The following is a 14,526-nucleotide window of genomic DNA, read 5'->3' as shown; positions in this document are numbered from 1 at the left end:
GGGCCGATGATCGTAGTGCACCTTTGGCTTCCAGGTCGCCAAACCCTGGGATCAAAAGATCGCAGCCTTCGGCAGCTCCTACGCAAGGAGCTGATTCGGGCTGGGAGGGGAGGCGGGCCTTTTCGCGAATATGCCCGCTCCCACAGGGGATTTGCGGTGTTTACTCGGTTGGCGGGTTGAGCTTCGCTTCCATCTCGGCCACTTTCGCTTCGAGGCTTTCCAGGCGCGCCCGGGTGCGTGCCAGTACGACCATCTGGCTATCGAATTCTTCACGGCTCACCAGGTCCAGCTTGCTGAAGCCGCTCTGCAACAATGCCTTGAACTGGCTTTCGATTTCGCTTTTCGGCAATGGCGTGTCGCCGCTGAAAAGGCGCGAGGCGGTACCCGTGAGGGCGTCGAGGAAGTCTTTGGGCGCGAGCATGGGAAAGGTCCTGGAAACAATGGCGAGCAGTGTATCACGCAGTGTCTATAGTCAATCCCGAGCACGGGGATGCACGGTTTTCGCGCATGGGGACGAACGGTATCGCACCGTTGTTGTGCGTATACGTCGCATGTTTTTTGCCCATTCGGATGCACGCCCGGCCAAGGGGTTGAATTCAGGCGCTTTTCAAGAGATGGCAAGCTTTCTGCTAAGAGCCTAGTAACCCATGCACTGATGCAGTCGCTGTGACGAATGCAGTGCGCCGGGCGAAACGGGGAAGTGTTTCGCCAGGAGCGGTTAACTGGCGTCGGACGGGCAGGTAGGGCCGACGATGCGTTACAAAGCCAGGCACTGCGCTTAGACTTGAGTCGGGTTTGTTTTCCTGGGGCAAGTCCACCAATTCGGGAGAGAGTTTTCATGAAGCTAGTCACTGCCATCATCAAGCCGTTCAAACTGGACGACGTGCGCGAGTCTTTGTCCGAGATCGGCGTGCAGGGCATTACCGTTACTGAGGTCAAAGGCTTCGGTCGGCAGAAGGGTCACACCGAGCTGTATCGCGGCGCGGAATACGTGGTCGATTTCCTGCCAAAGGTGAAGATCGATGTCGCCATTGACGACAAGGATCTTGATCGGGTTATCGAGGCGATAACCAAGGCAGCCAACACCGGCAAGATCGGTGACGGCAAGATCTTCGTGGTCAATCTGGAACAGGCGATTCGCATCCGTACCGGCGAAACCGATACCGACGCAATCTAAAAGCCGCCACAAACCCAACGCCCCAGGAGAAAACAATATGACTCTGCGTAAATTCGCAGGGCTAGGAGCCCTGTTGTCCCTCGTAATGCCCAGCCTGGCTATGGCGGCAGACGAAGTGGCGGCCCCAGTCCTCAATTCCGGCGACACCGCCTGGATGCTGACCTCTACAGCCCTCGTGCTGTTCATGACCATTCCCGGCCTCGCGCTGTTCTACGGCGGCATGGTTCGCTCCAAAAACATTCTTTCCGTGATGATGCAATGCTTCGCCATTACCGGTCTGATCAGCATCCTGTGGGTCATTTATGGCTACAGCATTGCGTTCGACACCACCGGCATGGAGCAGGGCGTCGTCAACTTCAACTCGTTCTTCGGCGGCATGGGCAAGGCGTTCCTCGCCGGTGTCACGCCATCGAGCCTGACCGGTCCTGCGGCGCTGTTCCCTGAGGCGGTGTTCATCACCTTCCAGATGACGTTCGCCATCATCACGCCTGCGTTGATCGTCGGTGCTTTTGCCGAGCGGATGAAATTCTCCGCCATGCTGATCTTCATGGGCATCTGGTTCACCCTGGTGTATGCACCGATCGCGCACATGGTCTGGTCCGGCAACGGCGGCCTGATGTGGGACTGGGGCGTGCTCGACTTCGCGGGCGGCACCGTGGTGCACATCAACGCCGGTGTGGCTGGCCTGATCTGCTGCCTGGTACTGGGCAAGCGCAAAGGTTTCCCGACCACGCCAATGGCTCCGCACAACCTCGGCTACACCCTGATGGGTGCTGCGATGCTGTGGGTCGGCTGGTTCGGCTTCAACGCCGGCTCTGCGGCTGCTGCCAACGGTACTGCGGGCATGGCGATGCTGGTTACCCAGATCGCTACCGCTGCCGCCGCCCTGGGCTGGATGTTTGCCGAGTGGGTCACCCACGGCAAGCCTAGCGCACTGGGTATTGCCTCGGGTGTCGTAGCCGGTCTGGTGGCTGTCACTCCGGCCGCTGGTACCGTGGGCCCGATGGGTGCCCTGGTGATCGGCCTGGCTGCAGGCGTGGTGTGCTTCTTCTGCGCTACCACCCTGAAACGCAAACTCGGCTACGACGACTCCCTGGACGCCTTTGGTGTGCACGGTATCGGCGGTATTCTCGGCGCGATCCTCACCGGTGTGTTCGCCGCACCGGCCCTGGGTGGTTTCGGCACTGTGACCGATATCGGCGCACAAGTCTGGATCCAGCTCAAAGGTGTAGGCTTCACAGTGATCTACACCGCGATCATCACCTACATCATCCTCAAGGTCCTGGACGCCGTCATGGGTCTGCGAGTGACTGAGGAAGAAGAGGCGGTGGGTATCGACCTGGCCCTGCACAACGAGCGAGGCTACAACTTGTAAGTTTTGCGCAAAAAATAATGCCCGGTTCGCCGGGCATTTTTTTGCCCCGGATTTGTCACTGGAAGGGAAGCTGAAAGGTTTTTTCCTCGAGCTTTGGCTACCTTTGTACCGAGCGATTTTGTGCGGCCAATGGCTTACAACAACGAAGGAATATTAGGGCCTTTGTTTTTTCCCAGAGCGCGCTAGAATGCGCCCCGAACGTGCGGAGAACTGTATGTGGCAACAGACTCTGATTACCTTGCGGGCGAGGCCCCGGGGCTTTCATCTGGTAACGGACGAGTTACTCGCCGGTTTGCCTGAACTCAGGGCATGCCGGGTCGGTCTGTTGCACTTGTGGCTGCAGCACACCTCGGCGTCGTTGACCATCAACGAGAACGCCGATCCGGCGGTACGTCGCGACTTCGAACGATTTTTCAATCGTCTGATCCCACAAGGAACAGACGGCTTTGAGCACAACGACGAAGGCCTGGACGACCTCCCGGCGCATTTCAAGGCCAGCGTGCTCGGCTGTCAGCTCAGTTTGCCGATTTCGGCAGGCCGACTGGCGTTGGGAACCTGGCAAGGCGTTTATCTGGGCGAGCACCGTGATCATGGCGGTGCTCGTAAAGTCCTCGCCACCTTGCACGGTGAAGGGGCATAAGCCATTGGTCATCAATGGCGGTTGAATTTTTTCTGGCAGCCGTCGACAGGCGGCAAAGCTGGGCTATAACTAATCTGCTTTTCGCAAGTCATGAGGTAGAACATGAGCGACGATGATCTGGAAAACGACGACCTCGAAGTAGGCGACGACGACGAAACCGAAGAAGGTCTGGAAGCAGCGGCGGAAGACGTCGCTGAAGACGACGGCGGTGAAACGCCCGTTCCGACCGCCAAAGGCAAGGCCAAGGCTGCGGTTTCGGTCGATGAGCTGCCGAGCGTCGAAGCGAAAAACAAAGAGCGCGATGCGCTCGCCAAAGCCATGGAAGAGTTCCTGGCCAAAGGCGGCAAGGTGCAGGAAGTGGAGGCCAATGTGGTCGCCGATCCTCCCAAGAAGCCTGACAACAAGTACGGCAGCCGGCCTATCTAGGCGCTTGCCCTTGCTTGCTGAAAAAGCCCGCCGTCGCTGCGGGCTTTTTCATGCCTGAAAATCAAAAGCCGCGCCTCAAATTTTTGTCGCACTCCACCGCGCCAGCAACGCCGGCAACTCGGTCAGGCTGCGGATTTCGGCGTCCGGGGCCTTTTCGGCTTCCCACACCTTGCCCGCCGGGTTGAACCAGATGGCCCGCAGTCCTGCCTGTTGTGCTCCGGCAATGTCGTCGCCCGGATGATCGCCGATGTGCACGGCGGTCTGCGCCGTCGCACCTCCACGTTGAAGCGCCTCATGAAACAGGCGCGCGTCGGGCTTGGCGATGCCGATGTCCTCGGCACACAAGGCGAACTTGAAATAATCCGCCAGCCCCAGCCGTCGAACGTCGGCATTGCCGTTGGTCACGACCCCGAGGGCGTAGTGCCTGGCCAGCGTCTCCAGGGTCGGCGCTACTTCGGGGAAGATTTCCAGCTGGTGGCGCGCATGCAGAAACACTTCAAAACTCTGGTCAGCCAGATCAGAGGCTTCTGCGTGGGTGTAGCCAGCGTCCTCCAGAGCATGGAACAGGACACGGCGGCGCAGGGCGCTGATGCGGTGCTTGAGGCCGGGTTCGTTGCCCAGGATGCGCTCGCGAATGGCCCACAAGTGCTCGACCGGTACGGCGCCCAGGTTCGGCGCGTGTTCGGTGAGCCATTGGCGCAACACGGCTTCGGCGCTGACAATCACCGGGGCGGTGTCCCACAGGGTGTCGTCGAGGTCGAAAGTGATCAATTGGATCGTCATGAATCATCGCCCTTAATGCGTTTAGCCCGTGGGTGGGCATTGTCGTAGACCGTCGCCAGGTGCTGGAAGTCCAGGTGGGTATAGATCTGGGTGGTCTTGATGTCCGAGTGGCCGAGTAGTTCCTGCACGGCGCGCAGGTCCTGCGAAGACTCCAGCAGGTGGCTGGCGAAGGAGTGCCGCAGCATGTGGGGGTGCAGGTTCTGCCCCAACTCGCGTTCACCGGCGGCTTTCACCCTAACCTGAATCGCCCGTGGACCAAGGCGCCGGCCCTGTTGGCTGACAAACACCGCGTCATCTGCGGGGTTGGCCATGGCGCGCAATGGCAGCCACAACTCCAGCGCTTCACGGGCTTTCGCGCCGACGGGCAAGAGTCGGGTCTTGCTGCCTTTACCGAGCACCTGGACCATACCGTCGGCCAGGTCCAGTTGATCGAGGTTGAGCCCGGTCAGCTCCGACAGCCGCAGGCCGGAGGAGTAGAACAACTCCAGGATCGCCTGATCGCGGCGTGCCAGAAAATCATCTTCCACCCCACCCTCGAGCAGTTGCAATGCCCGATCGGTGTCCAGGGTCTTGGGCAGGCGACGCTCGCCCTTGGGCGGTGCCAGGCCATTGGCCGGGTCGTGATCGCACAGCCCTTCGCGGTTCAGGTAGTGATAGAGCCCGCGCACTGCCGACAGCAGGCGCGCGAGGCTGCGGGATGATTGGCCCTGGGAGTGCAGGCGGGCGATCAGGCCTCGCAGGCGCTGGATGTCCAGGGCCGCCCAGCTGGCGATGTTCTGTTTGACGCACCAGCCCAGCACTTTGTCGAGGTCGCGACGATAGGCCTGCAGCGTGTGAGGCGACACCTGCCGCTCACTGCGCAGGTGTTCGCAGTAAGCGTCCAGTTGTCGCTCCACGATCAGCGTACCGAGCGCAGCGGATTGTTGACCCGTGGCAGCACGCGGCCCATGACTTCGGCGATGTAGCTGAGGAACAGCGTTCCTACCGAGCTTTTGTAGTGCTGCGGATCACGGCTGGCGATGGCCAATACGCCGTGGATGCCTTGATGGCTGATCGCGACGACAGCGGTCGAACCGATCTGCTTGCGTTGCTCCTCGCCGAAGAGGAAATCCAGCTCGTGCTCACGCAGGCTGCCGGCGACGCTCTTGTCCTCGGACAGCAACCCACCAATGGCGGCCTGGGCGTCGGCATGGGTCACCCAGCGGCCGACCGGCATCGGGTTGTCACCGAGCAGGATCAGGCTGACAAAGGGCACCTGGAAGTCCTGGCGCAGGCTGTCCTCGACGCTGATCACCACATCCTCGAGGCTGGCAGCATCCATCAGGGCGAGAATCAGGCGCCGGGTCTTGTCGAAGAGACGATCATTGTCCCTGGCCACGTCCATCAAGTGCGACAGGCGATGTCGCAGTTCAATGTTGCGGTCGCGCAGAATGGTCATCTGGCGTTCGACCAGCGAGATGGTGTCGCCGCGCTGATGCGGAATGCGCAAGGCTGGGAGCAGTTCTTCGTGCTCGATGAAGAAATCCGGATGAGCCTCCAGGTACGCGGCAATTGCCGCCGCCTCAAGGCTTTCGGAAGGGGATTCGTCGGGCTGTAGGGCGGGTACCTGGGGCTTGTCGGTCATCGGATTGACTCACTCAAAGACGTACTTGTCCTTCGTAAACACGAACTGCCGGGCCGGTCATCATCACCGGTTGGCCAGGGCCTGCCCATTCAATGGACAGGCGCCCGCCGGGCAGGTCGATCAATAGCGGCGAATCCATCCACCCCTGGCTGATCGCGGCCACTGCGGCTGCGCAGGCACCGGTACCGCAGGCCTGGGTTTCCCCGACGCCGCGTTCCCAGACGCGCAGTTGCGCGCGGTTGCGGTCGATGACCTGGAGGAAGCCGACGTTCACCCGTGCCGGAAAGCGCGGGTGATGTTCGATCTTCGGTCCCAGTTCATGCACCGGTGCATTGTTGATATCGTTGACCCGCAGTACCGCATGGGGGTTGCCCATGGACACGGCGGCGAGCTCGACCTCGGTACCGTCCACTTCGATCTGGTAGCTGAGCGCCTGCTCAGGCGCTTCGAACGGGATGTCGGCCGGCACCAGGCGCGGCGCGCCCATGTTCACGCTGATCTGTCCGTCGCTGCGGATATCCAGTTCGATGATGCCGCTCTTGGTCTCGACGCGGATCTGCCGTTTTGCGGTCAGGCGTTTGTCGAGCACAAAGCGGGCGAAACAGCGCGCACCGTTGCCGCACTGTTCCACTTCGGAGCCGTCGGAGTTGAAGATCCGATAGCGGAAGTCCACGTCCGGGTTGCTCGGGGCTTCGACGATCAGCAACTGGTCGAAACCGATGCCGGTGTGCCGGTCGCCCCATTGCTTGGCGTGCTTGGGCAAAATGTGCGCGTGCTGGCTGACCAGGTCGAGGACCATGAAATCGTTGCCCAGGCCGTGCATCTTGGTAAAACGCAGCAGCATGGTCTTACTCCGGCAGCAGGCTTTCGCCAGCGAACAACTCGGCTACCGTTTCACGGCGACGCACTTCAAATGCCTGATCACCGTCCACCAACACTTCAGCGGCGCGGCCGCGAGTGTTGTAGTTCGAACTCATGACAAACCCATAGGCGCCCGCCGAATGTACGGCCAGCAGGTCACCTTCTTCCAGGGCCAGCTGACGATCCTTGGCCAGGAAGTCGCCGGTCTCGCAGATCGGCCCGACGATGTCGTAGGCGCGGCCAGCGGTGTCGCGCGGGCGCACTGCGGTGACGTCCATCCAGGCCTGGTACAGCGCCGGGCGGATCAGGTCGTTCATGGCGGCATCGACGATGGCGAAGTCCTTGTGCTCGGTGTGCTTGAGGTACTCGACCTGGGTCAGCAGCACGCCGGCGTTGGCCACGATGAAGCGGCCCGGCTCGAACACCAGCGCCAGATCGCGGCCGTCCAGACGCTCGCGCACGGCCTTGATGTAGTCGGCAGCCAATGGCGGCTCTTCATCGCGATAACGCACACCCAGGCCACCACCGAGGTCGATGTGACGCAGGTAGATGCCACAATCGCCGAGACGGTCGACCAGGCCCAGCAGGCGATCGAGGGCGTCGATGAACGGCGGCAGGGTGGTCAGCTGGGAGCCGATGTGGCAATCGACGCCGACCACTTCCAGGTTTGGCAGTTGAGCGGCGCGGACATACACGTCTTCGGCGTCGGCGATGGCGATGCCGAATTTGTTTTCCTTCAGCCCTGTGGAGATGTAGGGATGAGTGCCGGCATCGACGTCCGGGTTGACGCGCAGCGAGATCGGCGCGCGAACGCCCAGCTCGGCTGCCACGACTTGCAGCCGTTCCAGCTCGTCGGTGGATTCGACGTTGAAGCAGTGCACGCCGACTTCCAGGGCGCGGCGCATATCGTCACGGGTCTTGCCGACTCCGGAGAACACGATCTTGTCAGCGCTGCCGCCAGCGGCCAGCACACGTTCCAGCTCACCACGGGAGACGATGTCGAAACCGGCGCCCAGACGCGCCAGGACATTCAGTACACCCAGGTTGGAGTTGGCCTTGACCGCAAAACACACCAGGTGTGGCGTGCCAGCCAGCGCGTCGGCGTAAGCCAGGTACTGGGCTTCGATGTGCGCGCGCGAGTAGACGTAAGTCGGCGTGCCAAAACGCTCGGCGATGGCGGACAGGGCAACACCTTCCGCGAACAGCTCACCGTCACGGTAGTTAAAAGCGTCCATGAGGTTCCCTTATTGGTAGACGTCGTGCTTGTGGGCTTTCGACGCAGGCTGCTGCTGCGACGACTTGGCCTGCTCGACAGGATCCTGGGAATCGTCAGGCAGGTACAGCGGGCCTTTTTGCCCACAGGCCGACAGCAGGCAGGCAACCGCAGCGAGCGCAGCAAGGGAAGAGATCAGGCGCTTCATGGCGAAATCCTTGAAAATGCTTTAATTGCGCCGGAGTATACCGGCCACCCGGCAGCTTGCCTATGCGACGGCCCTCCCGTCCGGCGGGGCTGTGCACGATCCACGGAACGGTGCCGCAATGCCTGTGGGAGCGGGCTTGCTCGCGAAAGCGGTGTGTCAGTCAACAAAGATCTTGAATGGGCTGGCCCCTTCGCGGGCAAGCCCGCTCCCACGGGTACAGTGTTTTATGTACCTGTATCGACCCTTGATCGTTATCCTTTGCAATCACCGGGGCTCGCCCGTATCGTGCGGCGCTTGAGCGCGAGTAGACACTTTTTGAGGTTGCCGTAATGAGTTTGACCGAAGCCCGTTTCCACGATCTGGTCGATGCCACCCAGCAAACGCTGGAGGATATCTTTGACGACAGCGACCTGGACATCGATCTGGAGAGTTCGGCTGGCGTGTTGACCGTGAAGTTCGAAAACGGCAGCCAGTTGATCTTCAGCCGTCAGGAGCCGTTGCGTCAGCTGTGGCTGGCAGCGGTGTCCGGTGGGTTCCACTTCGACTACGACGAAGAGAGCGAGCGCTGGATGTGCGACAAGAGCGAAGAGCAGCTTGGCGAGATGCTCGAGCGCATCGTCAAGCAGCAGGCCGGTGCTGAATTCGATTTCGAAGGTTTGTAAAAAGTGGCCGAGCCTGCATCTGTTCGTCCGCCCAAGCCGCTCTACAGCAACGTCAGCGCGGCAGTCCCGTCGCCGTGCAGTGGAGTCTGCCGGCTGGACGAGCAAAAGGTTTGCCTGGGGTGTTCTCGCCACGTCGAAGATATCCGCGAATGGCGCTCGGCCGACGATGATCGCCGCCGGGTTATCTGCGCCCAGGCCTCAAATCGCAAAGCCACCACCAATATCCTGTAGGAGCTGCCGAAGGCTGCGATCTTTTGATCTTGATTTTTAGCGATACCGAGTTCGCCGTAGAACAAGATCAAAAGATCGCGGCCTGCGGCAGCTCCTACGGGGGGCAAAGCCGTCCGCCACCACTGGCTTGTATATTTATTGAGCTGTGATAGTGTCCGGGTACGCCTCAACCCATCGAGGCTCGTGAAAACCCCGCCTTTTTGTGGCGGGGTTTTGCTTTTTTCGTGCAGAAGAAAGGAGTCTGCCCTGATCATGACCGCACCTTCCATCACCCTTACCCGTCTGGACGTGCAACGTCTGGAGCGCCTGATCGACAGCCTGGATGACACGCTGCCGGGCGTTATCGCGCTGCAAACCGAACTGGATCGCGCCGATACCCTGGTCGGACACGAAGATGTGCCTGCCGACGTCGTGACCATGAATTCCAAAGTGCATTGCCGGGAGGAAAGCAGCGGCAAGGACTACCACCTGACCCTGGTCTACCCCAAGGATGCGAACGCCGACGAAGGCAAGATTTCCATCCTGGCACCTGTCGGCAGCGCGCTGCTGGGCCTCAAGGTGGGTCAGCACATCGACTGGCCGGCACCGGGTGGCAAGACCCTGAAGCTGACCCTGCTGGAAGTTGAATCCCAACCTGCCAATGGCGGTGATTTCCCGGAGTAAGACTCCTCAGACCTGCTCGAGCGCCTCGTTCAAGGCGCGCTCCAGGTCGGCCTTGTAACCCAGGTACACATTGCTTGAGCGCTGATCATCACCGGCCAGGCCCGACAGGTCCAGATCGGTGATGTAGCACCGATAACGTTCGGGTTCCCGGCGTTGCTCGACGATTTCCCGGGCCACCACCCTGAACAGATGATCACCATGCTCCAACTCCGAAAACTCGCGCTGATTACAGTACAGGGTGACCTGCACCCTGTCGGCCCCGGCTTTGCCAACGATGGCTTGCACGTCATAGAACGGTTGGTTCGGCGCAAGCACCGGCGCCGATCGGTTTTCGACCCGCCGAGCCCGCGCCGGGCCTGACGGTAACACCTGGTAATACTGTAGTTCGAGGCTCGACGGCTGTACGCCACTCATGGGCAGCAAGGCTTCGCGTCGAAACCCGATGGACTGAAGGAAACGCTGCAGTGGCACCAGCAGGCTTTGATCGTCGTGATAGGGCAGACGCTGCTGCCACAAGGCGTTGAACTCATCCAATACGTAGATATCTGCCTGGTCTTCATGGACCCGGTAGAACACCTGGATGCAGGCTGGCTGGCCCATTGGCAGGATCAGCGCCAGGTCATGGTCGGCAAGGGCCATGGGGTCCAGGTGCAGCGGGCTGTAGCTCGTCTGTTGCCTGGCAAGGTAGTCGACCAGTTCGGCCAGCGTGGCCAAGGCAACATGTTTGACCTGTCCCGGCACCAGCTCCAGCACGTGGTAGTGCTGCTGGACCTGAAGCAGGTAGCGATGATTGAGGCGGCTCAGCAGCAGGTCATGCGCACTGTCGATGATCTCTTCGACCCGCTGGGCGATGAACTGCGCGCGGTTGTGACAGAAGCAGCGCACGCGCAACCGGGGTTGCTGCCGGCCTTCCGGCAAATGGTTGAGGTAGTCGCACAGGCAGTCGAGCAAAGCGTGGGGGCCGTCGAAACGGTTGACCAGCACTTCGTTCCAGCTGTTGAGCGTTACCTGATCCAGGGTCAGCACCAGGTTCTCCCGCACCCCGGCGTAGCTGAGGGAGTCGGTGCGTTCGGTGGTCATCAGGATATTGAGGTCGCGATGATGCTTGAGCGGATCCACTCCCACGTTTATCAGGAGTAACACTTCGCTCGGTACGGCGGCGCGCAGCAGCGGTTCTTCGGCGACGGCGGTCAGGGGCAGGGCGATGCTCTGTTGCAGGCTGCCGAGCAGGTTGAACAGCTCGAATTCGCTGAGGTCGCTGGCGCCCGGGTGCAGCGCCAGGCGCGTGCTGTTGTCGATCACGCCGTTGCGATGGCACCAGGTGAGCAATTCCAGCAAATGGCGGCTGCGCTTGATCGGCGCGAAATGCTCCCACTCGTGCGCCGCCAGGCTGCCGTTGTACAGGCCCCATTGAGATTGCCCCGTTTCCTTCTTGCCCGGTGCGAACACCAGCGTCAATGTGTCTTCGGCCAGGTCCGGAGCAATCCCCGGATTGATGAATTCGACCTTGTTCGACTTGCGCTCGAAGGCTGCATACAGCCGGCGCCCCAGCACATTAAGGTCGCGTTTGTTAATCAGGCTGGCGGTTTGTTCATCACGGGCGAAGCGGGTCAGGAAGCGATAGCTGTAGTTGAGTTCGCTGACCAGGGCGCGGCGTTCAGTGCCGACCTGGCGCACTTTCCACTGGCTGCGGCTGTCGAGCAGGGCCAGGTGCCGGTCGTCCCAGTTCCACTCATGGGCCAGGCGTTCGAGCAGAGAACGTTGCCAGCTGCGGGTGCGATTGTTGCTGGAGGTCAGCTTGCGGGCGACCTTCAGGTACAGCGCGCGACGCACCAGCTCCAGGCGCTCCGATTCCCCTCGGGCCTTGAGGTATTCCTCGATGCGCCGATAGACCACGACGTAGGGGTCGAGCTCGTCCAGGTCGAGCTGGTTGGCGAACACCGCTTGTTTGAAGCGCAGGCTGAGGCAATTGACCCTGGGATGTTCGCTGGCGTAAACCTCGATCAATAGCAGCTTGAGCACTGATTTGTAGGGCGAGTCGATGCCCTTGAACAACTGCCACAGGCCTGCGCCGATGAATTCGCCAGGCGGGATGTACGCCATATGACCCAGGTCCAGAGTCTCGTCGGCGCGGATGAAGCGCTTGGAGATCAGCGCGTGGGTATACCGTTCGTAGTTCGCCTCTTCGTACACCGGCACCAGCCACCAGATGGGGGTGCGGCCGGCCAGCCAGATGGCGGTGCGATAGAACTCGTCCAGCAACAGGTAGTGCTGAGTGGTGCCGCAGTCTTGCGAGCTGAGCTGGTTATCCCGCTCGCCGCGAACAAAGCGCGCCGCGTCGATCAGGAAAAAGTGTGCCTCGGCCCCCTGGCTCGCGGCCCAGGTTTCCAGCAACTGACACTTCTTGCGCAGCTCGGCGAGTTCGTTCTCGCCCAGATCCGTTGCGTGGCACACCCAGACATCCATATCGCTCTGGTCCGCCTGGGCCAGGGTGCCGAGACTGCCCATCAGGAACAGGCCATGGATGGGGCGTGGCGGGTTGCTGCCGTGGCGCGGCTTGTAGGAAAACGATCGGGTCAGGCGCTGGGCATCGGCGAGGGTGGTGGCGTCCGGCTCGTAATTCGACAGCCCGGCCGGTGTATTGCCCGAGACGTAGCCGGGCAGCAGCGGATGATTGACGTGAAAGAACAGTGGCAGCAGCGTCAGCACAGCCTGCTGACGGCTCGACAGGCCTTCGAGCGCACGGGCGATACGACCTTCGTTGAGCGTTAGAAAACGTGCGCGCAGCTGGCTGAGAACCTTGCGGTCAATGCCTTCGTCCAGGTCGGGGCGGATTTCATGGTTGCGGGTCATGTCAGCTCAAACCGGCTCGGTAGGCACGGGCGCAGGTGATCTCGGGATAAGCGCAGTTTAGCGCCTCGGGCCCGGGACATTTAAGCTGATTTAGGTTTTCTGGCGTCAGATTTTTATCGTGCCGCGCCGACGTATGACAGAGGGTGCCCGCGGAAATCCCGTAACAGGGGTTTCCGTGGGCGATACAGTCACATTCAGGCTGTTTCTTCGACGTTCAGGATGGTCAGCAGTGTTTGGATATTTTGTGCGGCGTCACGTCCGAGGCTGGTCAGATAACCGCCGTCAGGCTGATCGATCAGCTCTTTGTCGTACAGGCGCTTGGCAGCGGCAATGGCTTTTGGGGCAGCGGTCTGATGAATTTTCAAACCTTCCTGGGAACTGTCCAGGTTGAAGAGTGCGAGGATTTCCAGTTCGGCAACCAACTCAGGGGTAAGCGACATAAGGACTCCAGACTTTCTAGGAATTGGACGATAGCGCCCCTAAGGTGAGCCGAGTTGTGCGGCATGTCCAGTGCTTGCAGTGGGGTTTTTTTGCTGCGGGAGAGGCAATAGTGATATTGCGGATGCTTTTCTGTAGGAGCGAGCGTGTTCGCGAAGATCGTGAACGAAAACGCGGTTAGCCAGATGCTCAGCGGCGCTCTTGAGTTTTTCGCGAGCGAGCTCGCTCCTACAGTGGATTGGGTTATTTCTTTTCTGGTGGCAGCTCGGGCAGGGCGCGCAGGGCCGTTTCGTACCATTCGGTGTTGAACGCGCGGTCTTCTTCGAGGATTGCGTCAATTTCTACTGCCAGCACGTGGGCCATCAGGTTAAGAATTTCTTCGCGCTCGTAACCCACCAGTGTCAGCTTGTTGAAGGTGGCCTTGGCCGCAGGCGGGTTGTCGCTTTCAATCTGGTTTTCGATCGCTTCGACCAGAGTGTTCTCGGCGAATTCTTCTTCGTCGATCTCGATATCTGTTGGCTCGCTCATGGCAGGCTCCTCAAGTTAAGACGGCCAGTTTACCTGCATTCAGCGCTGTGATGCTGCTGGCAAGAACTGCAGGGGCGTTCTATAACTGGCGCTGCCAACCCCTGCACGGCCTGGAGGCTTTGTGATGCTCAAGCTTTACGGATTTTCTGTCAGCAACTATTACAACATGGTCAAACTGGCACTGCTGGAAAAGGGTCTGCCGTTTGAGGAAGTGCCGTTTTATGCCGGCACCAGTGCCGAAGCCCTGGCGATCAGCCCGCGCGGCAAAGTGCCGGTGCTGGGCGTCGAGCAGGGGTTCGTCAATGAAACCGCGGTAATCCTCGAGTACATAGAGCAGAGCCAGGCGGGCAAGCCACTGCTGCCGAGCGATCCGTTCGAGCGGGCCCAGGTGTTGGCGCTGGCCAAGGAAATCGAGTTGTATATCGAATTGCCAGGCCGCGCGTGCTATCCCGAAGCATTTTTCGGCATGCCGGTAGCGGATGCGATCAAGGAAAAGACCAAGGCGGAGTTGCTGCTGGGGTTTGCCTCGCTGGGCAGGCACGCCAGGTTCGCTCCTTACGTAGCGGGTGACAGCCTGAGCGTGGCAGATCTGTATTTCCTGTACAGCGTGCCGCTGGCGTGCGCAGTGGCGAAGAAGCTATTCGACCTGGATTTGCTGGCGGAGCTGCCGGCGGCCAGGCTTCTGCTGGAGCGGCTGGAGCAGAATCCGCATGTGCAGCGGATTGCAAAGGACAAGGAAGCGGCCATGCCGGCGTTTATGGCGATGGTCGCGTCCAAGAGGTAGGTTTTGTAGCCCTTTGAAGTCAGTCATCGCGGGCAAGCCCGCTCCCACAAGGATCCCTGT

18 protein-coding genes are annotated in these 14,526 nt (G+C 60.6%); 8 read left to right on the top strand and 10 right to left on the bottom strand.

Annotated features, from left to right (window positions below):
- Window positions 1–160: 160 nt before the first annotated feature.
- Entirely contained in the window at window positions 161–421 is a 261-nt protein-coding gene (locus HYI44_RS04805) for an accessory factor UbiK family protein (RefSeq protein ID WP_122841011.1), read from the bottom strand.
- A gap of 417 nt (window positions 422–838) precedes the next feature.
- Between HYI44_RS04805 and glnK the strand changes: the two genes are divergently transcribed.
- The 4 genes from glnK to sutA all read left to right on the top strand — a co-directional run bounded on the left by glnK (window position 839) and on the right by sutA (window position 3,618).
- Window positions 839–1,177 (top strand): P-II family nitrogen regulator, encoded by a 339-nt coding sequence (gene glnK / locus HYI44_RS04800; RefSeq protein ID WP_002555808.1) that lies wholly within the window; start codon window positions 839–841, stop codon window positions 1,175–1,177.
- A 37-nt stretch (window positions 1,178–1,214) separates the two neighbouring features.
- Complete coding sequence (locus HYI44_RS04795; protein WP_122841012.1) at window positions 1,215–2,552, top strand: ammonium transporter; 1,338 nt, start codon at window positions 1,215–1,217, stop codon at window positions 2,550–2,552.
- 214 nt (window positions 2,553–2,766) lie between these two features.
- Window positions 2,767–3,192 (top strand): secondary thiamine-phosphate synthase enzyme YjbQ, encoded by a 426-nt coding sequence (locus tag HYI44_RS04790; protein ID WP_225568883.1) that lies wholly within the window; start codon window positions 2,767–2,769, stop codon window positions 3,190–3,192.
- A 102-nt stretch (window positions 3,193–3,294) separates the two neighbouring features.
- Entirely contained in the window at window positions 3,295–3,618 is a 324-nt protein-coding gene (gene sutA, locus HYI44_RS04785; protein WP_045059697.1) for a transcriptional regulator SutA, read from the top strand.
- Between the two features lie 75 nt (window positions 3,619–3,693).
- Here the strand turns inward: sutA and HYI44_RS04780 are convergent, their stop codons facing one another.
- From HYI44_RS04780 to lptM, 6 genes are read right to left on the bottom strand one after another with little or no spacing between them, the layout of a single operon-like run.
- Entirely contained in the window at window positions 3,694–4,401 is a 708-nt protein-coding gene (locus tag HYI44_RS04780; protein WP_122841014.1) for an HAD family hydrolase, read from the bottom strand.
- Window positions 4,398–5,297: a tyrosine recombinase XerC gene (gene xerC / locus HYI44_RS04775; protein WP_045059695.1), complete on the bottom strand. Its 900-nt coding sequence runs from the start codon at window positions 5,295–5,297 to the stop codon at window positions 4,398–4,400. Before xerC ends, HYI44_RS04780 begins: the two co-directional genes overlap by 4 nt.
- Window positions 5,298–5,299: 2 nt before the next feature.
- Window positions 5,300–6,025 carry a DUF484 family protein gene (locus HYI44_RS04770; RefSeq protein WP_122841015.1) on the bottom strand — a complete coding sequence of 242 codons (726 nt, stop codon included), beginning with the start codon at window positions 6,023–6,025 and terminating at the stop codon, window positions 5,300–5,302.
- A 13-nt stretch (window positions 6,026–6,038) separates the two neighbouring features.
- On the bottom strand, window positions 6,039–6,869 hold the full coding sequence (gene dapF / locus HYI44_RS04765; RefSeq protein WP_122841016.1) for a diaminopimelate epimerase: 831 nt from the start codon (window positions 6,867–6,869) through the stop codon (window positions 6,039–6,041).
- A gap of 4 nt (window positions 6,870–6,873) precedes the next feature.
- Window positions 6,874–8,121, bottom strand: a complete 1,248-nt coding sequence (lysA, locus tag HYI44_RS04760; protein ID WP_122841017.1) for a diaminopimelate decarboxylase — start codon at window positions 8,119–8,121, stop codon at window positions 6,874–6,876.
- Between the two features lie 9 nt (window positions 8,122–8,130).
- The gene (gene lptM, locus HYI44_RS04755; RefSeq protein ID WP_045059691.1) at window positions 8,131–8,307 is read right to left on the bottom strand and encodes an LPS translocon maturation chaperone LptM; all 177 of its coding nucleotides are present in this window, start codon (window positions 8,305–8,307) and stop codon (window positions 8,131–8,133) included.
- Between the two features lie 329 nt (window positions 8,308–8,636).
- Between lptM and cyaY the strand changes: the two genes are divergently transcribed.
- The 3 genes from cyaY to rnk all read left to right on the top strand — a co-directional run bounded on the left by cyaY (window position 8,637) and on the right by rnk (window position 9,863).
- Complete coding sequence (gene cyaY, locus HYI44_RS04750) at window positions 8,637–8,969, top strand: iron donor protein CyaY (RefSeq protein ID WP_045059690.1); 333 nt, start codon at window positions 8,637–8,639, stop codon at window positions 8,967–8,969.
- A gap of 3 nt (window positions 8,970–8,972) precedes the next feature.
- Window positions 8,973–9,200: a DUF1289 domain-containing protein gene (locus tag HYI44_RS04745; RefSeq protein ID WP_225568882.1), complete on the top strand. Its 228-nt coding sequence runs from the start codon at window positions 8,973–8,975 to the stop codon at window positions 9,198–9,200.
- A gap of 252 nt (window positions 9,201–9,452) precedes the next feature.
- On the top strand, window positions 9,453–9,863 hold the full coding sequence (rnk, locus tag HYI44_RS04740) for a nucleoside diphosphate kinase regulator (RefSeq protein WP_045059688.1): 411 nt from the start codon (window positions 9,453–9,455) through the stop codon (window positions 9,861–9,863).
- A gap of 6 nt (window positions 9,864–9,869) precedes the next feature.
- On the opposite strand, the gene HYI44_RS04735 is transcribed toward rnk, so the two are convergent.
- The 3 genes from HYI44_RS04735 to HYI44_RS04725 form a co-directional block, all read right to left on the bottom strand.
- Window positions 9,870–12,716, bottom strand: a complete 2,847-nt coding sequence (locus HYI44_RS04735) for a class I adenylate cyclase (RefSeq protein ID WP_225568881.1) — start codon at window positions 12,714–12,716, stop codon at window positions 9,870–9,872.
- Window positions 12,717–12,910: 194 nt separating this feature from the next.
- Window positions 12,911–13,156, bottom strand: a complete 246-nt coding sequence (locus HYI44_RS04730; protein WP_045059686.1) for a TIGR02647 family protein — start codon at window positions 13,154–13,156, stop codon at window positions 12,911–12,913.
- Window positions 13,157–13,397: 241 nt separating this feature from the next.
- Window positions 13,398–13,682: a hypothetical protein gene (locus HYI44_RS04725; RefSeq protein ID WP_045059685.1), complete on the bottom strand. Its 285-nt coding sequence runs from the start codon at window positions 13,680–13,682 to the stop codon at window positions 13,398–13,400.
- Window positions 13,683–13,806: 124 nt separating this feature from the next.
- Here HYI44_RS04725 and HYI44_RS04720 point away from each other — a divergent pair, with 124 nt between their 5' ends.
- Window positions 13,807–14,466, top strand: coding sequence for a glutathione S-transferase family protein (locus tag HYI44_RS04720; RefSeq protein ID WP_122841020.1), 660 nt, complete (start codon window positions 13,807–13,809; stop codon window positions 14,464–14,466).
- Window positions 14,467–14,526 lie beyond the last annotated feature (60 nt).

This window comes from Pseudomonas sp. Y24-6 (genome assembly GCF_020295325.1).
In the GTDB taxonomy this organism is placed as follows: domain Bacteria; phylum Pseudomonadota; class Gammaproteobacteria; order Pseudomonadales; family Pseudomonadaceae; genus Aquipseudomonas; species Aquipseudomonas gregormendelii.
This window is presented reverse-complemented; position numbering and strand designations above follow the sequence as displayed.